This is a genomic window from Actibacterium lipolyticum (assembly GCF_900184935.1).
In the GTDB taxonomy this organism is placed as follows: Bacteria; Pseudomonadota; Alphaproteobacteria; order Rhodobacterales; family Rhodobacteraceae; genus Actibacterium_A; species Actibacterium_A lipolyticum.
Genome location: NZ_FXYE01000001.1, coordinates 795,121 through 816,827, shown reverse-complemented (window position 1 = coordinate 816,827; position 21,707 = coordinate 795,121). Strand labels below are relative to the sequence as shown.

Sequence of the window (21,707 nt, the reverse complement as noted above, 5' to 3'; positions counted from 1 at the left end):
ATCGGACCAACCGATCAAATATTCACCGACAGTTCGTTCGCGCAGGTTCGCAACTGGTTGCAGAGGATTCATATTTTCGTAACGTATTCATATGGATGATAGTGCACGCTTTTTCGACGAGCTCCGCAAACACGATGGAACGCCACGGCGGCCATACGAAGAATTCTGCGGTTGGTTTTCAAACGAAGACATCAAACGGCTTAAAACCAAGTCACGCGAGGCCGAAACTTTCTTTCGGCGTACCGGGATTACATTCAATGTTTACGGGCAAGCCGAAGCCGACGAACGATTGATCCCTTTTGACATCGTTCCGCGCATCATTTCGGAACGTGAATGGGCACGCCTTACCAAAGGGATTGAACAACGCGTACGCGCCATCAACGCGTTCCTTTATGACATCTATCACCGTCAGGAAATCCTGCGCGCCGGGCGCATCCCGCAAGAGCTTATCTCGGAAAACGATGCGTTCTTGCCCCAGATGATTGGCGTGGCACCGCCGGGCAATGTGTACACGCATATCGTGGGCGTCGATCTGGTGCGCACCGGCGAAGATGAGTTCTTTGTGCTAGAGGATAACGCCCGCACGCCATCGGGCGTGTCCTATATGTTGGAAAACCGGGAAACCATGCTTCAGATGTTCCCCGAGCTGTTCAGCAAGATTAAGGTGCAAGAGGTTTCCAACTATCCCACGCGCCTGCGTCGTTCACTGTCGGCTTGTCCACCCTCGAAAACCGAAGGCGCGCCCGTGGTGGCTGTGCTGACACCCGGCATCCACAATTCAGCCTATTTCGAACACTCGTTTCTGGCCGATCACATGGGGGCCGAATTGGTCGAAGGGCACGACCTGCGCGTCATTGACGGCCGCATCGCCATGCGCACCACACGCGGATACCGCCCCATCGATGTGTTGTACCGGCGCGTGGATGACGATTATCTTGATCCGCTGACCTTTAACCCTGACAGCCTGTTGGGCGTTCCGGGTATCATGGATGTGTACCGTTCTGGCGGGATCACCATCGCCAACGCGCCGGGTACGGGCATTGCCGATGACAAGGCGATCTATAGCTACATGCCGGATATCATCGAGTTTTACACCGGTGAAAAGGCGATCCTGCAAAACGTCCCGACATGGCGCTGTGGCGATCCCGACTCGCTTGCCTATGTTCTGGACAATCTGGACGAGCTTGTCGTGAAAGAGGTTCACGGTTCAGGCGGTTACGGCATGCTGGTTGGGCCTGCGGCCTCAAAACGCGAACTTGCCAAGTTCCGCGCGAAATTGATGGCCAAGCCGTCCAACTATATCGCGCAACCCACGCTGGCCCTTTCGACCGTGCCGATCCTGGCGAAAGAAGGGCTTTCCCCCCGCCATGTTGACCTGCGCCCTTTCGTGCTGGTGTCACCCGACAAGATCGACATCACCCCCGGCGGCCTGACACGCGTGGCCCTGAAGAAAGGCTCGCTTGTGGTCAACTCCAGCCAGGGCGGCGGCACCAAAGACACTTGGGTTCTGGGGGAATAACGCGATGTTAGGTAAAACCGCTGGCGGCCTGTTCTGGATGTTCCGCTACCTTGAACGGTCCGAAAACACGGCCCGCCTGATCGAAGCTGGCTTTCGCATCGCGCTGACCCGCCCCGACGCGGCTAAAGATGAATGGGCGTCAGTCGTTGAAACCGCAGGTGTGCGTACGGCCTTTCTGGAACGGCACGACGATTTCGATGGGGCGTCGGTGATCGACTTTTTGCTGCGCGACAAGGCGAACTCATCCTCCGTCCTGTCTGCCATTGAAACAGCGCGAAACAACGCCCGGCTGGTGCGCACCGCCCTAACCCGCGAGGTGTGGGAGGCCGTCAACGAAAGCTGGATGGTGCTTAAAGAAGCGTTGCGCCGCCCCGTGCGCGAGGCTGACCTGCCCGGAATTCTGGGCCTGATCCGGCGTCAAAGCGCCTTGGTCCGTGGCGCCCTGCACGGCACCATGCTACGAAACGACATTTTCGATTTTGCCCGCATCGGCACCTTTCTGGAACGCGCCGATAACACCGCGCGTATTCTGGATGTGAAATACTATGTGCTGCTGCCTTCGATCAGCCAGATCGGGTCGTCACTGGACAATGTTCAGTGGGAAACCATCCTGCGTTCAGTCGCTGGGCAACGGTCTTACCGATGGCTGAACGGCACCGATATCACGCCGCGCGGCATCGCCGAGTTTCTGGTCCTTGACGGTCGCATGCCGCGGTCGCTTGCCTTTTGCGTGTCCAAGCTTTCGGGCAACCTTAGCTACCTGAAAAAGCAATACGGCCATGACTACGCCTGTGTGGAGCTTGTCGAAAAGCTTGGGGCAGAGCTGTCCGAAACGTCGATCGAAGGTGTGTTCGAAACCGGCCTGCACGAATTCCTAACGGATTTCCTGCGTGACAATGCCGCTTTAGGTGCGCAGATTGAACAAGACTTCCGCTTTTACGGATGACCTGAATGCGCCTCAAAATATCCCACCGGACAACCTATTCCTACGAGCGCCCTGTTGCCTATGGGCTTCAGGAACTGCGCCTGACGCCCAAAAGCCGGCCATCCCAACGCGTGCATAGCTGGGATGTCAGCGTCCAAGGCGGCAACAAAGAACTGGAATTCGATGACCATCACATGAACCACGTGGCCCTGCTGTCCTTCGATGGCGACGGCCATGAGATTTCGATCATTTGCAGTGGCGAGGTTGAAACCTTCGACACCACCGGCGTGATTGGCAAGCACGCGGGCTTTGCGCCGCTTTGGTACTTTGAACAGCCGACCGATCTGACGCGCGCGGGGAACCTGACTCGCAAGCTGACCAAAGGTTTGTTGAGCGAAATTGACGACCCCCTCGCCCGGCTTCACGCCCTTTCCGCGCGCGTGCTGGATAATGTGGCCTATATGATTGGTCACACCGGCATCCAAACCAGCGCCGAAGACGCCTTGGCCGCCGGGCGCGGCGTATGTCAGGACCATGCGCATGTCTTCTTGGCCGCGGCCCGCGCTTTGGGTGTGCCCGCACGGTACGTGTCGGGCTATTTGATGCTGAACGACACTGACGAACAAGACGCAAGCCACGCATGGGTCGAAGCCCATGTTGATGGCATCGGATGGGTCGGATTTGACGTGTCGAACGGCATCTCGCCTGATGAACGTTACGTCCGGGTCGCCACTGGCCTTGATTACCGCGAAGCCGCCCCTATTTCCGGGCTGCGCATGGGCGACCACGGTCAAGAAACACTGGCAGTAGACATTCAGGTGCAGCAACAATAAACCGCCGCCATCCGCGTTCAGGAGCGTTCCATGACTTATTGTGTTGGCCTACGGTTGAATTCAGGCCTGATCTTCATGTCCGACACCCGCACCAATGCGGGCGTTGATAACATTTCAACCTTCCGCAAGATGCAGTGCTGGTCTGTTCCGGGTGAACGCGTGATTACGATCATGACCGCCGGGAACCTTGCCACGACACAGGCTGTGATCAGCCTGCTGGACGAACGCACCAAGGCGCACGGCGAACGCAGCCCTTCCATCCTTGAACAACCTTCGATGTTTCAGGTCGCCAGCCTTGTTGGCGACACCCTGCGCGAGGTGATTGGCGAACACGCGGACGAAGGTCAGCGCGCCGATGCTGCGTTTAACGCCACGATGATCGTCGGCGGGCAGGTCGGCGACGGAGAGCCGCGGCTCTTCCTGATCTACCCAGAGGGCAACTTTATCGAAGCGTCCGATGACACGCCCTTCTTCCAGATCGGCGAAACGAAATATGGCCGCCCAATCCTTGTGCGCGCCTTTGACCCTGACATGAGCTTTGCGGATGCCGTGAAGCTGTTGATGGTGTCTTTTGACAGCACCATTAAGGCGAACCTTTCGGTGGGTTTGCCGCTGGATTTTCAGGTCTACAACGCAAACAGCCTAAAACCCGGCAAGATCAACAGGATCGAATCCGACGACATGTATTTCCAGACCATCTCAGCGGGTTGGGGCGATGCGCTTAAGCTTGCCTTTGACAGTTTGCCCGAATTCAAACTGCAGCCTGAATAGCATCCGCGCTGGTCTGTTGCAGTGACGCGGCCAGTTGCTGGGCAAACTTTTCCGCAGCAATCGGAAGAATCCGGCCCGCGCGCTTGCACATCACGACGTTCACAGACGCGATACGCGCAACCGGGTGAAGCGATGCGGAACATGCGGAAAGCCAGTTGTCATCTATTGCCGGCGCCAACACGAACTGCGCGCTGGCGCGCCCTCCTTCGTTGACCCACGGCGCGATCAGGCCCGCGCTTTCGACCGCGGCCCCGGTATCGATGCGCAAACGCTTTAGCCCCTGATCAAGGTGGGTGCGAAACCCCACGCCATCTGCCGGCAGCACCAAATCCATGTCTGCCAGCGTATCAGGGCGCAACGTGGCCCTTTCTGGCACAGCCCCACGCGCAACGATTGCATGCACCGCTGTATCGGTCGAAAACACGGTTTCGATGCCATCGTGGTACTGCGGTTGCGCGATCAACGCGATGTCGGCCTGCCCAGAAATCAGCCGCGCCGAAAAGTCTGCGGACAAGACCGGCACCACCGAAAATGTGACACGCGGGTGCTCTCGCCGGAATGACAGGATGTTTGCAGACAGTAAGCCAGCCTCCAACTCACGACTCACGGCGACCTTTACGTGCCCAATTCGCAAGCCTGATAAATCGGCAACCGTTGCCTCAGCGCGGTCAATTTCAGCAAGGTGCTTAATAAAGTGGCTAAAGTACACTTCACCCGCCGTGGACAAACGCACGCCTGAGGGCAAACGCTCAAAAAATGGGACACCAAGCTCTTCCTCCAAGCCTAGGATCTGCCGATTCAGCGCAGAGGGCGAAATTGCCAACAATTCAGAGGCTTTACGTATCGAGCCTTCGCGAACAACCGCCTGTAAAGCGCGATAAAGCTGTAGATGTCGCATATGTTTTCCGTCACGCGTTGCAATATTTGCATCATGCATGCGCGTTTTTTGCAGAAGACAGCAACACATTTTTTTCACAACCCTATTGCCCGGTGGGACGGAATAGTCCCGCGAGGACGCAACAGGGACTATCTGAACATGATGAAACGAATTCTTTCCGCTGCTGTATTGTCGGCCGTATTTGCTGGCGCCGCTGATGCCGAAATTAAGGTCGGCATTCTGCACTCCCTCTCTGGGACCATGGCTATTTCCGAAACGACGCTGAAAGACACGATGCTGATGCTCATCGAACAGCAGAACGCCAAGGGCGGCCTGTTGGGCGAAGAGATCGTTCCGGTAGTCGTTGATCCAGCTTCCGATTGGCCACTGTTCGCTGAAAAAGCGCGTGAGCTGATCACCGTACAAGACGTTAACGTGATGTTCGGCTGCTGGACATCGGTTTCGCGTAAATCCGTTCTGCCAGTCATCGAAGAACTGAACGGCCTGCTGTTCTACCCCGTTCAGTACGAGGGCGAAGAAAGCTCTAAAAACGTATTCTACACCGGCGCGGCCCCGAACCAGCAGGCCATTCCGGCGACTGACTATTTCCTAGAAGAGCTGGGCGTAGAGAAATTCGCGCTGCTTGGCACCGATTACGTTTACCCACGGACCACCAACAAGATCCTTGAACAGTACCTCAAGGACAAAGGCATCGCGGCTGACGACATTTTCGTTAACTACACCCCGTTCGGCCATTCTGACTGGTCCAAGATCGTTGCTGACGTTGTCGCGCTTGGCGCGGACGGCAAAAAGGTTGGCGTGATCTCCACCATCAACGGTGACGCGAACATCGGCTTCTACAAAGAACTGGCTGCTGCTGGCATCTCGGCTGACGACATTCCGGTTGTTGCATTCTCGGTTGGTGAAGAAGAGCTTTCGGGCCTCGACACAACCAACCTTGTTGGCCACTTGGCTGCTTGGAACTACTTCCAGTCCGCTGAATCCGACCTGAACGACGAATTCATCGCGGCTTGGAAAGCCAAGATGGGCGAAGATCGTGTGACCAACGACCCGATGGAAGCACACGTTATCGGCTTTAACATGTGGGTACAGGCCGTTGAAAAAGCAGGTACAACCGATGTGGATGCCGTTCGCGAAGCAATGTACGGCCTTGAAACGCCGAACCTGACAGGCGGTACAGCAGTGATGCTGCCGAACCACCACTTGGCCAAGCCGGTTCTGATCGGTGAAATCCAAGAAGACGGTCAGTTCGACATCATCAGCCAAACCGAAGAAGTAGCGGGCGACGCTTGGACAGACTTCTTGGCTGAATCCGCCGTACTGAAGTCCGATTGGAAAGACCTCGATTGCGGTATGTACAACACAGACACCAGCACCTGTGTTCAGATCAAATCGAACTACTAAGCCGATCTTGGCTTAGTTCCCAATGACACTAAAAAAGGAGGGGGCCCCGCGCCCCCTCCGGTTCGGGCAGGAATGACACGCACCGTTATACTCGCGCTTCGCGCGGCACTTTTCTGGCTGATGGCTGCGATAGCCGTGAACGCCCAGAGCCCCATCCAAGATCTTCTTCAAGAAAACCGCGCGGCGGTCGAAAAGGCCTCTCGCAAGACGATCGATGGGGTGATCGACGAACTGCTTGCCTCGGGCCTTCCGCAAACGCGCGAAGTTCTGGCCAAGTGGCGCGAGAAAGAGATTTGGCAGCGCAAAGAGGATGGGTTGTTCTTTTTCGCCAAGCCGCTGCCCAACAAGAATATTCAGCTTTTCGATATCGAAACGGGCGATCCCGTTGGCGAATTCGATAAGAAAGCCGTGAAACAGCTTAAACCCAACAGCGGCGTGCGCAGCGTGATTGCAACCGCGTTGGTTCGGTATCAACTGACCGACCCCGACCCGCGCAAGCGCGCCGAAGGATTGCGCGCGATTGAACGCGGGCCAGAGGCATCCCACCTTGCCGCCCTACGCGCCGCGTTTGAGGGAGAGGATGACCCTGCCCTGCTGGCCCGTAAGCAGCGGTTGGAGCGGTTGCTGACCATTTCTTACGACGAAGACAGCGCCGCCCGTGTGGCCGCGATTGAAAGCTTCACTGGCGACCTTGGCGTAGACGCCCGCGCCGCGCTGAACCCGCTGACCAGCACCACGCGCAAAGCAGCGGCTGAACTTCCCACGAATGCGAATATCAAAGCGGTGATCAAACCCGGCACCGCGCGCCTGTCACGCGATCAGGCATACGCCCTTTTGGTGGCGGCTGAGCTTGCGCCCGCCCGCATCACGGCTGCGGAAAAGAAAGACGCCCTTATCGCAAATATCGTCGAAGGCAGCGTGGCTGGCACCCCCATCCACACGCTTGATACGGATGCGGCACGCACGCAGGCATATGCCACGCTGGCCGCCGCAGGCACCGTCCCGGCCGAGGTTACGGCCGCTGACGTGGATGCCGCGCTTGCCGCACATGTGTTCTTTGACCAATACGACGAACCCGACGCGAACGTGACAGACGCCGCGCAAGAGGCGCTGACATCAATTTCCACCAAGGTTGGCGTGAACCAAATGTTCGACCTTGCGCTGGACGGCCTGTCGCTTGCATCTATCTATTTTCTGGCTGCAATCGGGCTTGCCATTACCTTTGGCGTGATGGGCGTTATCAACATGGCCCACGGCGAATTCATCATGATGGGCGCCTACACCGGCTATGTCGTGCAACAGGTGATCCCCGACTACACCGTGTCGATCATCGTGGCGCTGCCGCTGGCCTTCGCCATCACCTTCGCAGCCGGTGTGGCGATGGAACGCTTGGTGATCCGCTGGCTCTATAACCGACCACTGGAAACCTTGCTGGCGACCTTCGGCATCTCTATCGCGCTGCAACAGTTGGCCAAGAACATCTTCGGCACACAGGCCCGCCCGCTGACCTCCCCAGCGTGGCTGGACGGTGCGCTGGTGTTCAACGACGTGGTATCGATCAGCTACATCCGTATCGCCATCTTCGTGCTAAGCGTGATCTTCCTGTTCCTGCTGCTGTTCGTGCTGAACAAAACCCGGCTGGGGTTAGAGGTACGCGCAGTGACGCAAAACCCACGCATGGCGGCATCGATGGGCATCAATCCCGACCGCATCAACATGCTGACCTTCGGGCTTGGTTCAGGCATCGCCGGGATTGCTGGGGTGGCTATCGGGCTTTATGCCAAGGTCACGTCGGAACTGGGCGCGGATTACATCGTGCAAAGCTTCATGACCGTGGTCGTGGGCGGCGTCGGCAACATCTGGGGCACGCTACTGGGCGCCACCATGATCGGGTCGCTGCAAAAAGGGATCGAGTGGTTGAACCCGTCCAACACGCTGGCCGCGCAGACCTATATGATCATCTTCATCATCATATTCATTCAATTCCGGCCAAAGGGCATCATTGCCCTTAAAGGCCGCGCGGCGGGGGATTGATCGATGGAACGAAGCTTTTTCGCACGCAACCCATCCACACTGATCTTCATCACGATCCTTGCGGTGTTCACCCTTGGCGTGACCCTGCTAAGCGAAGGTTTGGGCGTCGATGTCATCTCTACCTCGATGGTCAAGACATTGGGCAAAACGCTGTGCCTGTGCCTGATCGCCATCGCGATGGATCTGGTCTGGGGCTATTGCGGCATCCTAAGCCTTGGGCATTTCGCGTTCTTCGGCTTGGGCGGCTATATGATCGGCATGTGGCTGATGTACGAACGCACCAAAGCGATTGTCGTCTCTGCCACGGCGGGCGCACCATTGCCCCCCACCCCACAGGAAATTCGCGACGGTATCGGCACACAGATTTTCGGCGTCGTTGGCGGGGCTGAAATTCCGCCGATCTGGTACTTCGCTGACAGCCTGTTTGCGCAGCTGGCGCTGGTCGTGCTGATCCCCGGCCTGTTGGCGCTGGTCTTTGGCTGGCTCGCGTTCCGCAGCCGCGTGACGGGCGTGTACCTGTCCATCCTGACACAGGCGATGACGTTGGCCCTGTCGCTGTACCTGTTCCAGAACGACAGCGGCCTGCGCGGCAATAACGGCCTGTCTGGCCTGCAAAACCTGCCCGGTGCGGAAAACGTTCCGCAATCGCTGATCTCTATCTACTTCCTGTGGGCATCGGCGGCCGCGCTTGCGCTGGGGTATTTGCTGGCGGCATGGATCGTGGGCGGCAAGTTCGGCAGCGTGATCCGCGGCATTCGCGATGACGAGGCGCGCGTACGGTTCCTTGGCTATCACGTCGAAGGGTACAAGCTGTTCGTCTTTACCGTCACGGCCATTATCGCCGCCATCGCCGGGGCGCTGTATTACCCACAGGCGGGCATCATCAACCCTGCCGAAATTGCGCCCATTGCCTCCATCTACTTGGCGGTTTGGGTGGCCATTGGCGGGCGTGGGCGGCTTTATGGCGCGGTGATCGGCGCGGCCTTTGTTAGCCTTGTGTCCACTTGGTTCACCGGCGGTCAGGCCCCCGACATCCCGCTTGGGTTCTACACGGTCAAATGGGTCGATTGGTGGCTGGTTCTGCTGGGTCTAAGCTTTGTCGCCGTCACCCTGTTCGCTCCCAAAGGCATCGGCGGGCTGTTCGACATGCTGTCGGGCCGCTTGGCCCCACAACGCCACGGTGCCGATCTTGGCCCCGACCAAGGTTCGTTCCGCGAAAAGGAGGCCGAGCAATGAGCACCCTGTTAGAGGTATCCGGCATCTCGGTCACGTTCGACGGGTTCCGTGCGATCAACAACCTTAGCTTCAATATCGGCAACGCCGAGTTGCGGGCGATCATCGGGCCGAACGGCGCGGGCAAGACCACGTTCATGGACATTGTCACCGGCAAAACCCGCCCCGACGAGGGGCGCGTGATTTGGGGCGAAAAGAACATCTCGCTTCTGAAAATGTCGGAAAGTCAGATCGCGCGCGCCGGTGTCGGGCGCAAATTCCAGCGCCCCACCGTGTTCGAGGATCAGTCGGTCTTCGACAACCTGCTGATGGCACTGAAGAAAGAGCGCGGGCCGTTTGACGTGCTGTTGTACCGCCGGTCCGCACAGGATCGGGACAAGGTGCATGCCTTGGCGGATGAAATCGGGCTAAGCGCCGAACTTCCCCGCAAGGCGGGCGAGCTGGCGCATGGGCAAAAGCAATGGCTGGAAATCGGGATGTTGCTGGCGCAGGAACCGCGCCTTTTGCTGGTCGATGAACCCGCCGCCGGGATGAGCCCTGCGGAAAGGGAGCACACCACCAACCTGCTGAAAGAGGCCGCCAAGACCCGCGCCGTTGTCGTGGTGGAACACGATATGGAATTCGTGCGGCGGTTGGACTGCAAAGTGACCGTATTCCACGAAGGGTCCGTTCTGGCCGAGGGCAGTCTTGACCACGTGACCGCCAACCAAGAAGTCATCGACGTATATTTGGGGCGCTAAGATGCTGGAAACAAAAGACCTTACGCTTCACTATGGTGGCTCTCAAATCCTGTACGGGATCGATATGGAGGCCGCTGCGGGCAAGATCACCTGTGTGATGGGCACCAACGGCGTGGGCAAAACAAGCCTGCTAAAGGCGCTGTCGGGCACGCATCATCGCACAGCTGGCAGCGTGCTGTTGAACGGGGAAAGCCTGTCCAAACCACCGGCACATGTATTGGCGCACAAGGGCGTTGGTTACGTGCCGCAGGGGCGCATGATCTTTCCCCTGCTGACGGTGAAAGAGAATATGGAAACCGCCTATGCCTGCCTTCCACGCAGCGAACATATGGTACCCGATGAGATCTATGAGTTGTTCCCGGTCCTGAAGGAAATGCAGAACCGGCGCGGTGGCGATTTATCGGGCGGGCAACAGCAACAGCTAGCGATTGCCCGTGCGATGATCACCAAGCCCAAGCTGTTGCTGTTGGACGAACCGACCGAAGGCATTCAGCCCAACATCATTCAGCAAATCGGCCGCGTGATCGAATACCTACGCGATCAAAACACCATGGCAATCGTTCTGGTCGAACAGTTCTTTAGCTTCGCCTATGGCCTTGCCGACAGCTTCTATGTGCTGAACCAAGGCCGGGTGACGCTAAGCGGTGAAAAGACCGACATTTCTGAGGACGCGCTGATGGCGGCGGTGTCCGTATAACGCCCTCAAACACAAATGCGCCGCCCAGAAAGGCGGCGCTTCTTTGTTTCAGCGGCAATCGGGTTCGCCTTATTGAATGGTGATATCCAACCGCTGCCCTTCGCCGGTTGATCCAGGAATGCGCAGAAAATAGTTGCCGGGCTTGATGGCGATGAATTCGATTTCCATCGTGCCTTCGTCGTCAAACTCTAGGCTTTCCAAGCCATAGGGGCGGATTTCAAGGTCGTTCACGACCACCTCGTTCACCCAAATCGCGCGGAAAAAACCCGGCCCTTCCAAAGCCAGCTCGCCGGAACCGTCCGATGTAATCTCAATCTCGTATCCAGAACCAGATTTCAGCACCAGCGGGCCGTCGGCCAAGGGCTTGCCAACCGACAATGTAATCTCTGGCAGTTCTTCCATATTGGTGTTGGATAAAAGGCCGGCAAAGCCCAGATCATGGGCAAAACTTGGTGCGGCGGCCAATGCGCCCGCAAATGCCAAGGCAATCTTAAAACCGTGTTTCATACTATCCTCCCAAACAGTCATTCATAGGTCTGCGCGGCGCGGCCACCGCAGAGTTTTGTCAGCCTCTAGCTGGGCGCGAAGACCTGGCAGCTTGACGATTTTTTAGAAGCTTATTCTATGCTCCGGGTCGATCAAGCGCGACCAAAGGGGCACGTTAGTCCGGCGCAACGACAACGCCCCACGGCTGTTCCCCCACCTGAACCGATTTGATCGCCTTTTTCGCATCAACATCGATGATCGTGATGTCGTTGGAATTACCGTTGGTGGTGATCAGGAACTTCTGATCCGGCGTGAAGGCAAGTTGCCAAACCCGCTGCCCCACAAGAATGTAATCAACGACTTCGTTCTGGTCGACGTCGATCACCGCAATCCGGTTTGCCGGGCCAAGCGCTACAAACAACCACTTGTTGTCTGACGTCACCTTCATACCCACAGGCTGAAGCCATTCCGGCTGCACCCCCGGCACTTCAAAGGTGATTTTCGTGGTGGTTTTCGGTCCGCCTTCGGCATTTGGGTCGATCACACTGATCGTCCCGCCAATTTCCGAACTGATAAACAGCTTGCTGCCATCATCCGTGTAAAGCGCGTAACGCGGGCGCTGATCAACCAGTACGTTGTGTTTGATCTTGTAATCAGACGTGTCGATGAAATGCGCCATATTCGTCGTTTCTGACGTGTTCACGACGTATTTGGTATCGGGGCTAATCGCCATCCCTTCGGGTTCAACCCCAACCGGAATTTCGGCCACAACCGTGTGGCTGGCCGTATCGACGACCGTCACTAGGTTGTCATCCTCGTTCGCGATATAAAGCGGGTTTCCCGATGGGTGCAGCACGAACAGCTCCGGATCAGGGCCAGATGGAAGGGTCCACAGCTCTTCATAGGTTACGGCATCAAAGACGCGTACGGTGTCGTCGTCCGACGCGCAGACATACAGGTGCTTGCCGTCGGGGCTGATGGTGATACCACGCGGGCGATTACCCCCATGAAAGGTATCCACCACGTCCCAAGTCTCACTGTCGATCACAGAGATCGTGTTGCCCTTTTCGTTGCTGACATAGACCTTGTTGGCCATCGCAGCCGGAGCCATGAGACAACTAAGCCCAAGAGCCGTGACAATGGTCTTCATGTAAAACCCCCTAGTTAAATGCGGTGCATCTGGATTCTGGCTTATCAAGTCCCAGACTATCCAGAAGCGAGCGTTGGTGAAGATAGCCCTCTTGCGGTGAAACGCTAATCGTAATGCGCCCATCACTTAGAAGGACTGGTTGGCGTAACTGTCCGTTCCAATCGCGAAACGTAACCTTTTGCCCCTTGAACGCCGCCAATTCGAAAGCGTCCCCAAGGATGTAATTGCGCAGCACCGCAACGTCGTTGCTGCTGGTCCGAATGACGGCCTCTCCGATTACGCGCAGGGCAAGCCACGCTTGGTAATCCTGTTCGCGCACGAACCGCTTGGTCAGTTTTTCAAATCGGGTGTGAAACTGGGTTGCGCCCCAGGCTTCGTGGGCGGGATGTATCGTAACCGGGCGCAATCCGCCGGAGCCCATTACCGGGCGCGGTTCCCATGTGTGAAACGGAAGATAGTTCGCAAATACCTCTGATGCGTCTGCGGCGATCACCACGTCATGGGCGCGCGCGTCTTGGGTGAACACCGGAATCTGACGCTGAACCAACACATGCCCCGTGTCGGTGCGGCGCGATCCGCCAGTGTCCTCAAACTCGCGTTCTTCAACCAGCTTGGCACCGAATTTCTTGGCCGAACGACGATAATCTTCTGCAAGGGCCGTATCTTCGGGGTTTGACCCATAGATCAGGAACCATCGGTCCCACTTTTTCCACATCGCGAACTGCGTGACCGTGTCGGCCAGCATTGCGTTGCTTGGCACCACGTGCAGCAGGTTTGCGCGGCACTGGTCATCACGCAACGCGGTTTCGCGCGCCAAGGCATTCACGACCAGTACGCCATCACCAGCCTGATCTGCCAGTGAAAGCGTATCTTCGGCGTTGGCCATCACAATGACCTGATCGTAACCATCGGCCAGCAGCTTGGCCATCGCGTCAGACGCTTCGCCCGCAGGGGCCGCAACGAACTCGGCGCTGAACTCCATCCCTAGGAACGAACCCGTGGTCCGGTTGTCTTCGTTCGCCAGAACCGCCCCGGCAAAACCCAGATCATCAACCGGATGATCCAGCCGCGAGATCGGCAAAACCTTGGGGTAATCAACGCGCAAAACGGCCGTCTTCACTTCAAGCGCATGCGCTTGCCCGGCCCAAACCGTAAAGGTCAGTGCCGCGGTCAAAATTCTTTGCAGACTAAGCAATTGTTGCTCCCTCCTCCCTGAAGGATCATGCGAAGCTTGCCAATGTTCCCCATGCAATTGGAACCGATACTTATGGATCAATTGCGCGAACATGCCCCTGCCATACCATGGTTCCACTATGCGGCTTTTGATATCCCTAATCTTCGTGTTTTTTGCCCTGCCCGTGACTTTGGCTTTCACCACGCAACCGACCAAGTCTCTGGGGCAAGGGCAATCTGTCGAGCTTCGAACAAACACTGATGAAACGTGGCTCAGGGCATCGCGCTACAATCTAAAGAACCACTTCTTCAAAATATGAGGAGCCTTATGCGCCTTCTAAGAAACCTGATCACCATCGTTGCGATGATTGCGCCGGCCTTGGCTTTTGCCCACGGGCCGACCCGTCAAAAAGTAACCCTAACAGCCGACGTCGCAGCGCCCCCCGCAGAAGTTTGGGCCGTTGTCGGCAATTTCCAAGATATGAGCTGGCACCCGGCTGTTCATTCATCCACGGGTGAAGGCGGCAACGACATCGACGCCACGCGCCTGTTGGTTCTTGGTGCCGAGGACGGGCCGACCATCGCCGAAATTCTGTACAAGTTCAGCGACGAAAAGATGAGCTATTCCTACCGCATCACCGATGTCTTGGTAGAGGTTCTTCCGGTCACCAACTACTCGTCCCACCTGACGGTAAAGCCTGCGGACAATGGCGGTTCCACGGTTGAATGGCGCGGCGCGTTTTATCGCGGCTACCCAAACAATGATCCCCCCGCAGAACTAAGCGACGAAGCCGCTATTGCTGCCGTAACTGGCGTTTATCAAGCGGGTTTGGACGCCTTGGTCGCGCGGTTTGCCAGCAACTAGGCATCTTCTTCATTGGGTCTTCCCAGCCCTTGTTGCGGCTTCGGCCGCAGCAGGGGATTTTGCTTTTGTAACCAACCAGAATAGCGACGATCTTAGCATCTTGAACATCGCGACAGGGGCGGAGGAACGGCGCGTCTCTGTTCCCGGCAAGCCTGCCGGGGTCGCCGTTCACGCCGGGTCCGGCAAATTTTTCACCGTCAGCCCAGACAGCAAAACCGTGCGCCGCTATGCGCTGAAAACCGGCGACATGGAACACGCGCTTGCGCTTGATGGTGGCCCAATCGGCATCGCGGTCGAACCCTCTGGCAAACGTCTGTTTGTGTCCGATTGGTACAACGCGCGTATCTGGGTGATCGACAGCGCGACCATGGCATTGATCGGCACCCTTGAAAGCGGAAGCGCCCCAGCGGGCATTGCCATTTCGTCTGACGGGCAAACGCTGGCCTCGGCGGATCGCGACGCCGATCAGGTTTCCATCTTCGATCTGGACAGTTTGCAGTTGCGTCGGCGCATCGGCGTTGGCGTCCGCCCGTTCGGCCTTAGCTTTTCGTCCGATGGGCGTCTGTTCGTCGGCAACGTCGGAAGCGACGACGTAACCGTTGTGTCACCTGAAACAGGCGCGGTACTGGCCACCATCCCCGTCGGCGCGCGCCCTTATGGCATTGCCTTCGCGATGGATCGCGGTTTTGTGACCAACCAATACGCAGATACCGTCAGTGTTTTTGACGCAAAGACGCTGAAGGTGATATCGTCGGTTGATGTCGGCGAATACCCCGAAGGGATTGATGCCACCACAGACGGCGCCTTTGTTGTCGTGGCGAACTGGTTTTCAAATTCCGTCAGCGTGATCGATGCCCAGACTTTGGAAGTCGTGGGAGAGATCGAGACAGGCGATGGCCCCAGAGCTTTCGGGAAATTCATCACGGCTGAGAGGAGCGACTAATGCGTATTACGGCACTAATCACGTCCATCCTGCTAAGCAGCACCGCACCGGTTTTTGCAGCCGAGCCAAGTTGGCCGGACCTGCGCGACGCGCTTTACGGTGAACGCGAACTGATAGAGGCCCAAAACTCTATTCTGATCGACGCGCCCTATCGCACCCCCGATGACGCCCGCACACAGGTTGCTGCGCGCATCCAGCCCCCCGGTGGGCGCATGTTGGACAGCGTGACGCTTATCCTTGATGAAAACCCGATGCCGGTTTCCGCAGTTTTCAAATTCGACCAACCGCTGCCGCGCTTCTTTTTCGATGTCACGATGCGGATCAACGGGCCAACACCACTGCATGTGATCGCTGAAACCACCGACGGGCAGCTGTATGTGGCCGAAGGTTACGTGAAAACCTCTGGTCAGGGGGCGTGTTCTGCTCCGCCAGGGACGGACCCCAAGCTGGCGCTGGAATCCCTTGGCGAGATGCTGATCGGCATACAGGAGGGCGCGCGCACGGCGTCGCTTTCTGATCAGCTGGGCACGTTGGCGGCGCGGGACAAGCAACTTGATCTTGATATCAGCCATCCCAGCCATTCCGGCATGCAAATGGATCAGATCTCGCTTTTGTTCATCCCCATGCGCTACGTCGAGAACGTAGAGGTGGACCTGAACGGCGAAGGCTATGTTGATGTCACAGGCAGTATTTCGCTAAGCGAGAACCCACAAATCAGCCTGTCAGTTCCCAATGAAACACGATCCGTCGATGTGACGATGACCGACACCGATGGCACGGTAACTCACGCCAGCCGCGCGCTTTCGGGGTTCTAAGGTTCGGGCTCCGCTTCCAGAACCTCTGTGGGGTAATCTTCAAATTCCCACCCGTCGGTGCCTTCGGGGAACCAATAGACGCGCTGGTACCCATATTCCAGCGCACGACGCGCGGCGTTCCACGACATCCAGCACTCATCAAGACAGAAGAAAACCACCGGGTAATCTGTATCCCCACCCGTGGCCTTGACCAGCCCGTCCTTGAAATACTGATGCGTGATCTCTGCCAGCGCGCCGTAGCCGACATTGGGCAGCCAGATGGAGCCCGGTATCGAATGGCGCGGCTGATCGCGCCAGATCGTACCTTCGGGCAGGTTCTTTGGCTTGGGCGGACGCGGCAGCACGTCAACGAACGCTACGCGGCCCGTTTTCCAAAGCGCAAAGGCCGTTTCAGTGTTCACCACGATCCCGCCTTTCAAGGACACCGGCACAGGGGCGCGGTATTCTTGGTGGCGGTAGTCATCAGGTTCAGTGATCGATTGGCCAAAGGCCGCCGGCGGCAACAGACAAAGTGCTATTGCCGCCGCGCGTATCAATTCGGCTCACCCAGCAGGCCGGTCCCCATGTCGTTCATAAGGGGAACGCCTGCCTCCTCTAGGATGGCGTTGATCTCCCCCTGATTGCGACGAATGAGGGAGTTTAGCTTGCGCGCCCAGACCTTTTCACCCTGACGCACGCCCATTGTGATGCGGAAGTGAAGGCGCGGCGGAAGGGTTTCTTTCAGCAGGGGTATCACCCTGAACTCTGGGTAATCAGCTTTCACCAGCGGCCCACCGATCGGGCCCCACAATAGGGCGCCGTCGATTTCACCGTCACGCAGGTCGTTCAGCATATCCACCGCGGGCGATTCATGGCGGCGATCAACCACCAAATTATACGCCTTGGCGCGCGGCAAAAGCCGGTTACGCGCCATGTGGGTCGCAGGCGGGCTGCCCGCGATAATGCCCAGCTTGGTGCCCTGCAAGCGTTCATCGTTCAACGCCTCAACATCGGCCAATGGGCCATCCTTTGGCACGATCAACGTATAGGCAGAGGTGAAGTAGTGGTTGGTGTTCAGCACCATCTCGTGGCCTTGTGCATAGCCGATCACGACATCGCATTTATTGGCCCTGAGAGAGTTGCGGATGAACCCCGTCGCCATCGGATACCACGTGTATTCCAATGGCAGTTCAAGCTTGGCGGCGAACATCTGCGCCAGCTTGTTTTCAAACCCGTTCCCATCCTTGTCAGACATCGGAAGGTTGGCCGGGTCGGCGCAGACGCGGAACGCCGCTTTAGAAACGAGGTCCGACGTCTGCGCCGATGCTGCCCCCACCACAAGGGCAAGCATGACTGTGCCTATTGGCAGAAGGGCCTTTTTAGCCCAAGCACGCATTTTCATCCTCGCGGATCACGTCTGATTTCGCCTCTTTCTTGCGTGGGCGACCGCGTGGCACAGCTTCGGTACCGCGCGCCTTTAGATAGACGTAGATATCGTCGAGATAGCACATGACATTCGGGTTATCGCCAAAGGCCGGCATCACCGAATTTTCCGAGTTGCTGATCACTTTGCGCCCATTGGTTACGACATCGTAGAAGTCGTAATAATCCATTTCCAGCGCCGAATTCTTAAGGGCGGGCGCATAGGTTGAACCTTCGCCCTCGGGCCCATGACAAACATGACATTCCGAATGGTAACGACGGAAGCCCGAATAAGTCAGCCAGTCGATCGTGCCATCTTCGGCAATGTTGTATGTCGGGATATCATCTTCGGTGAAATAACGACCGTCTTCGCTGTACGCGACCGTTATGTTGTCAGGTTTCTCTTCACTGTTGTCCTGCGCATATGTGGCTTCACCAAACCCAACAATCGCGCCTGCTGCCAACAGAATTCCCAGTTTCCGCATCGACTTTCCTCTGGAGTTCAAAGATCGGATTGGCACAGTCGAAACTGCGCCAATCCTTAGCTTTGGTTCAAGTATTACCGATTAGTTCGGCAGGGCGAACACAGTCAGTTGACCACCAAGCGCGGTATAGTCGCTAAGCGCGGCGTAACCGCCCACAGCACCCAGACCGTCGTTCGGGTTTGTAAGACCAGCTGCCAGACCGATACCGGCCCAACCGCCAACACCCGACAGGATGGCAACGTACTGCTTGTCGCCTTGGGTGTAGGTCATCACGTTACCGATGATGCCGGATGGGGTTTTGAACTTGTAAAGTTCTTCGCCCGTCGCTGCATCAACAGCCTTCAGGTAACCTTCCAGTGTGCCGTAGAATACGACGTCACCAGCAGTTGCCAGAGCACCGGACCATACCGAGAACTGCTCGGGGATGGACCACTTGATCTCACCTGCGACGTTGTCCCAAGCGATGAAGTTACCCATGCCACCGTGGCTGTCGCCAGCTGGGTACATCGCAAGCGTTGCACCAACGTAAGGCTGACCAGCGGTATAGCTGACGCGGAACGGCTCGTAGTCCATGCAAACGTGGTTTGTAGGAACGTAGAACAGTTCAGTTTCAGGCGAGTATGCAGCTGGCTGTTGGTCTTTAGAGCCAAGAGCGGCCGGGCAGATGTTGGTAGAGTTTACGTCTTCGCCATTCTGCTCGGTCGAATAGTCAGCTACGACCTGTGGGCGACCATACTGATCCGAGTTTGGATCCATGTTCACCTCGGTTGCCCAGTTGACCTTTGGGTCGAACTTTTCAGCAACCAACAGCTCACCCGACACACGATCCAGCGTATAGCCGAAACCGTTACGGTCGAAGTGTGTCAGCAGTTTGCGCGATGTCCCGTCGATGTCTTGCTCGGTCAGGATCATCTCGTTGATGCCATCATAGTCCCACTCATCATGAGGGGTCATCTGATAGAACCATTTCGCCATACCAGTGTCCGCATCGCGGGCCATGATGGTCATGGACCAACGGTTGTCACCAGGGCGCTGTGCAGGGTTCCAAGTGGATGGGTTACCAGTGCCGTAGTAGATGAGGTTTTCTTCGGCATCATAGGAATACCAACCCCAAGTCGTACCGCCACCGATCATCCACTGGTCACCTTCCCAGGTGTTCGTACCAGAGTTTTCACCAACAGGCGTACCCAGGTGGGTCGTTGTTGCTGGATCAACCAGGATGTCGCTGTCTGGGCCCATGGAATAGGCGCGCCATGCAAGCGAACCGTCAGCCGAGTTATAGGCCGTAACCGAACCACGAACACCGAATTCACCGCCCGAGATGCCGACAATCACTTTGTCTTTCACCGGAAGAACGGTTGCAGTGTTGGTTTCACCGATTGCTGGGTCGCCGTTCTTGACGCTCCACTCTACTGCGCCGGTGTCGGCGTTCAGGGCAACAACAGTCGTGTCAGCCTGATGCAGATAGATTTTGCCATCGGAATAAGCGACACCACGGTTCACGGTGTCACAGCACATCACCGGAATAACGTCCGGATCCTGCTTAGGCTCGTACTTCCAGATGATCTTGCCCTCGTTGGCAAGGTCCAGCGCGTAGACGATGTTCGGGAACGGTGTATGCACATACATCACATTGCCGATAACAAGTGGCGAACCTTCATGCCCGCGCAGAACACCTGTCGAGAATGTCCAAGCAACCTGCAAGTCGCCGACATTGTCTTTGTTGATCTGATCTAGGGCAGAATACCGTTGGTTCTTGTAGTCACCGGTCTGAATGACCCACTGATTTGGGTCTTCCATCATTGTCTGCAGTTCCGAGTTCGCCATGGCCGATCCGGCCGAGAACAAGGCAAGTGCAGAGGTCAAAGCAAGTAGCTTCTTCATTTCCAACTCCCTTTTGGATAGTTTAAAATTTCCAAGCACACGACGGACTTTTAAAAAGACTCTTTGCAACTTCACGCACTTGGTATCGCCGACGTGCATCCCCCCACAGCTCTCCCCCGGACGGATGCAGGTTCAGTAATTCAGCCTCCTTATTCGGTTTCAAAGCTCGCCAGATAAGCGATCAGGTTGACGCGATCGTCCTCTTTACGAAGACCCGCGAATGACATCTTGGTGCCCTCGACAAACTCTTTGGGCTTAAGAAGGAATGCATCCAGGCTCTCAGGCGACCAGATCACGCCCTCGTCCGCACCAGCGGCCACCATCGCATCGGAATAGCCAAAGCCTTCGATGCTGCCAGCGACGCGGCCGACAATGCCGTTCAACACAGGGCCAGCTTTGGGTTTCGCATCAGGGCCAACGGCATGGCATGCCTTACATTTGCGGAAAACCTTTTCACCGGCGGCAGCGTCACCCGTAATTTCAAACGTCACCTCTTCGGCCGCTGCGGCCTCTTCGGTGGCAGTTGCATCCGTGGCCATCGCCATGTTCGCCGTTACGATCAGGGCGCAAGCAGATCCCAGAACCTTAAACTTCATCATGTACCTTTCTTAGTTTCCGTTTCCGTGCAGCCGTTCCGCATGCCAAGCGACATGATCTTCGGCGAACGACGAAACGAAAAAGTAGCTATGGTCATATCCATCCTGCATTCGGATCATTGCAGGTTGGCGTTTCTTCGCGATGACATCTGTCAGCGCTTCGGGGCGCAGCAGATCAAGGAATTGGTCGTCGGCCCCTTGATCAATCAGAATGTCGCCCTTCCACCCCAGATCATTCAGCAAAATGGACGCGTCGTAGCTGGCCCAGCTTGCCTCATCATCGCCCAGGTAAGCGCTTAGTTGTTTGCGCCCCCAATCTGACTGCGTGGGGTTCGCAATCGGTGCAAACGCTGAAACCGATTCATAAAGCGATGGGTTGCGCAGTGCGATTGTCAGCGCCCCGTGCCCGCCCATCGAATGACCGGTAATTCCGTGACGGCCATTGATGGGCAAAGCTTCTTGCAGCTTCTCGCGCAGTTCGTTGACGATGTAATCGTACATCTGGAAATGCGGCTTCCAAGGCGCACGTGTGGCATTGACGTAAAACCCAGCACCTTGCCCAAGGTCGTAAGCGTTATCATCCGAAACGCCCTCTCCTCGCGGAGAGGTGTCCGGGAAAACAACGGCCAGACCGTGCTCTGCCGCGTAGCGCTGAAAACCGCCCTTCGTCATGGCGTTTTCGTGGTTACAGGTCAGCCCCGACAGATACCAAAGAAGCGGGACCGACTGCTTGCGCGCCTGCGGAGGCATGAACACAGCGAACGTCATGTCGACGCCACAGGTTTCAGACGGATGCGAGTACACTGTCTGCACCCCTCCGAAACATTTGTTTTGCGACACGATTTCCATGTTCAA

The 21,707-nt window shown here is 57.0% G+C and carries 22 protein-coding genes; 12 read left to right on the top strand and 10 right to left on the bottom strand.

The annotated features are described in order from the left end of the window. Positions 1-91: 91 nt before the first annotated feature. The 4 genes from COL8621_RS04025 to COL8621_RS04010 are packed head-to-tail and all read left to right on the top strand — an operon-like array spanning position 92 to position 4,048. Positions 92-1,519: a circularly permuted type 2 ATP-grasp protein gene (locus COL8621_RS04025; protein WP_093966022.1), complete on the top strand. Its 1,428-nt coding sequence runs from the start codon at positions 92-94 to the stop codon at positions 1,517-1,519. Between the two features lie 4 nt (positions 1,520-1,523). Then, on the top strand, positions 1,524-2,465 hold the full coding sequence (locus tag COL8621_RS04020) for an alpha-E domain-containing protein (RefSeq protein ID WP_093966021.1): 942 nt from the start codon (positions 1,524-1,526) through the stop codon (positions 2,463-2,465). A 5-nt stretch (positions 2,466-2,470) separates the two neighbouring features. Beyond that, positions 2,471-3,277 (top strand): transglutaminase family protein, encoded by an 807-nt coding sequence (locus tag COL8621_RS04015; RefSeq protein ID WP_093966020.1) that lies wholly within the window; start codon positions 2,471-2,473, stop codon positions 3,275-3,277. Between the two features lie 30 nt (positions 3,278-3,307). Next, on the top strand, positions 3,308-4,048 hold the full coding sequence (locus COL8621_RS04010; RefSeq protein WP_093966019.1) for a proteasome-type protease: 741 nt from the start codon (positions 3,308-3,310) through the stop codon (positions 4,046-4,048). On the opposite strand, the gene COL8621_RS04005 is transcribed toward COL8621_RS04010, so the two are convergent. After that, a complete protein-coding gene (locus COL8621_RS04005; RefSeq protein ID WP_176438429.1) occupies positions 4,029-4,946 on the bottom strand; it encodes a LysR family transcriptional regulator in 918 nt (305 codons plus the stop codon). The genes COL8621_RS04010 and COL8621_RS04005 overlap by 20 nt on opposite strands. Before the next feature lie 141 nt (positions 4,947-5,087). Between COL8621_RS04005 and urtA the strand changes: the two genes are divergently transcribed. From urtA to urtE, 5 genes are all read left to right on the top strand, one after another. After that, positions 5,088-6,350: an urea ABC transporter substrate-binding protein gene (gene urtA, locus COL8621_RS04000; protein ID WP_370804585.1), complete on the top strand. Its 1,263-nt coding sequence runs from the start codon at positions 5,088-5,090 to the stop codon at positions 6,348-6,350. Positions 6,351-6,422: 72 nt separating this feature from the next. Then, positions 6,423-8,384, top strand: coding sequence for an urea ABC transporter permease subunit UrtB (gene urtB / locus COL8621_RS03995; protein ID WP_093966016.1), 1,962 nt, complete (start codon positions 6,423-6,425; stop codon positions 8,382-8,384). A gap of 3 nt (positions 8,385-8,387) precedes the next feature. Continuing rightward, positions 8,388-9,620, top strand: a complete 1,233-nt coding sequence (gene urtC, locus COL8621_RS03990) for an urea ABC transporter permease subunit UrtC (protein ID WP_093966015.1) — start codon at positions 8,388-8,390, stop codon at positions 9,618-9,620. After that, complete coding sequence (gene urtD, locus COL8621_RS03985) at positions 9,617-10,357, top strand: urea ABC transporter ATP-binding protein UrtD (RefSeq protein WP_093966014.1); 741 nt, start codon at positions 9,617-9,619, stop codon at positions 10,355-10,357. Before urtC ends, urtD begins: the two co-directional genes overlap by 4 nt. Before the next feature lies 1 nt (position 10,358). Then, positions 10,359-11,054, top strand: coding sequence for an urea ABC transporter ATP-binding subunit UrtE (gene urtE, locus COL8621_RS03980; protein ID WP_093966013.1), 696 nt, complete (start codon positions 10,359-10,361; stop codon positions 11,052-11,054). 69 nt (positions 11,055-11,123) lie between these two features. Here the strand turns inward: urtE and COL8621_RS03975 are convergent, their stop codons facing one another. The 3 genes from COL8621_RS03975 to COL8621_RS03965 form a co-directional block, all read right to left on the bottom strand. Continuing rightward, positions 11,124-11,561, bottom strand: a complete 438-nt coding sequence (locus COL8621_RS03975) for a cupredoxin domain-containing protein (protein ID WP_093966012.1) — start codon at positions 11,559-11,561, stop codon at positions 11,124-11,126. A gap of 154 nt (positions 11,562-11,715) precedes the next feature. Then, complete coding sequence (locus tag COL8621_RS03970) at positions 11,716-12,690, bottom strand: YVTN family beta-propeller repeat protein (RefSeq protein WP_093966011.1); 975 nt, start codon at positions 12,688-12,690, stop codon at positions 11,716-11,718. 10 nt (positions 12,691-12,700) lie between these two features. Continuing rightward, positions 12,701-13,864: a lanthanide ABC transporter ABC transporter substrate-binding protein PedA1 gene (locus COL8621_RS03965; protein ID WP_235823729.1), complete on the bottom strand. Its 1,164-nt coding sequence runs from the start codon at positions 13,862-13,864 to the stop codon at positions 12,701-12,703. A gap of 327 nt (positions 13,865-14,191) precedes the next feature. Here COL8621_RS03965 and COL8621_RS03955 point away from each other — a divergent pair, with 327 nt between their 5' ends. From COL8621_RS03955 to COL8621_RS03945, 3 genes are read left to right on the top strand one after another with little or no spacing between them, the layout of a single operon-like run. Continuing rightward, positions 14,192-14,728, top strand: a complete 537-nt coding sequence (locus COL8621_RS03955; RefSeq protein WP_093966008.1) for an SRPBCC family protein — start codon at positions 14,192-14,194, stop codon at positions 14,726-14,728. Then, positions 14,715-15,671 (top strand): YVTN family beta-propeller repeat protein, encoded by a 957-nt coding sequence (locus COL8621_RS03950; protein ID WP_093966007.1) that lies wholly within the window; start codon positions 14,715-14,717, stop codon positions 15,669-15,671. The genes COL8621_RS03955 and COL8621_RS03950 overlap by 14 nt, the downstream gene beginning before the upstream one ends. Further along, the gene (locus tag COL8621_RS03945; protein ID WP_093966006.1) at positions 15,671-16,486 is read left to right on the top strand and encodes a quinoprotein dehydrogenase-associated SoxYZ-like carrier; all 816 of its coding nucleotides are present in this window, start codon (positions 15,671-15,673) and stop codon (positions 16,484-16,486) included. Before COL8621_RS03950 ends, COL8621_RS03945 begins: the two co-directional genes overlap by 1 nt. On the opposite strand, the gene COL8621_RS03940 is transcribed toward COL8621_RS03945, so the two are convergent. From COL8621_RS03940 to fghA, 6 genes are all read right to left on the bottom strand, one after another. After that, on the bottom strand, positions 16,483-17,022 hold the full coding sequence (locus tag COL8621_RS03940; RefSeq protein WP_093966005.1) for a PQQ-dependent catabolism-associated CXXCW motif protein: 540 nt from the start codon (positions 17,020-17,022) through the stop codon (positions 16,483-16,485). The two genes, COL8621_RS03945 and COL8621_RS03940, sit on opposite strands and share 4 nt — an antisense overlap. After that, entirely contained in the window at positions 17,019-17,861 is an 843-nt protein-coding gene (locus tag COL8621_RS03935; RefSeq protein WP_093966004.1) for a substrate-binding domain-containing protein, read from the bottom strand. The genes COL8621_RS03940 and COL8621_RS03935 overlap by 4 nt, the downstream gene beginning before the upstream one ends. Continuing rightward, positions 17,845-18,372 (bottom strand): c-type cytochrome, methanol metabolism-related, encoded by a 528-nt coding sequence (locus COL8621_RS03930; protein WP_093966003.1) that lies wholly within the window; start codon positions 18,370-18,372, stop codon positions 17,845-17,847. The genes COL8621_RS03935 and COL8621_RS03930 overlap by 17 nt, the downstream gene beginning before the upstream one ends. Positions 18,373-18,453: 81 nt before the next feature. Continuing rightward, on the bottom strand, positions 18,454-20,256 hold the full coding sequence (gene xoxF5 / locus COL8621_RS03925; protein ID WP_093966002.1) for a lanthanide-dependent methanol dehydrogenase XoxF5: 1,803 nt from the start codon (positions 20,254-20,256) through the stop codon (positions 18,454-18,456). A gap of 149 nt (positions 20,257-20,405) precedes the next feature. Then, positions 20,406-20,855: a c-type cytochrome gene (locus tag COL8621_RS03920; RefSeq protein WP_235823724.1), complete on the bottom strand. Its 450-nt coding sequence runs from the start codon at positions 20,853-20,855 to the stop codon at positions 20,406-20,408. Between the two features lie 9 nt (positions 20,856-20,864). Beyond that, positions 20,865-21,701, bottom strand: coding sequence for an S-formylglutathione hydrolase (fghA, locus tag COL8621_RS03915; RefSeq protein ID WP_093966001.1), 837 nt, complete (start codon positions 21,699-21,701; stop codon positions 20,865-20,867). Positions 21,702-21,707: the final 6 nt, after the last annotated feature.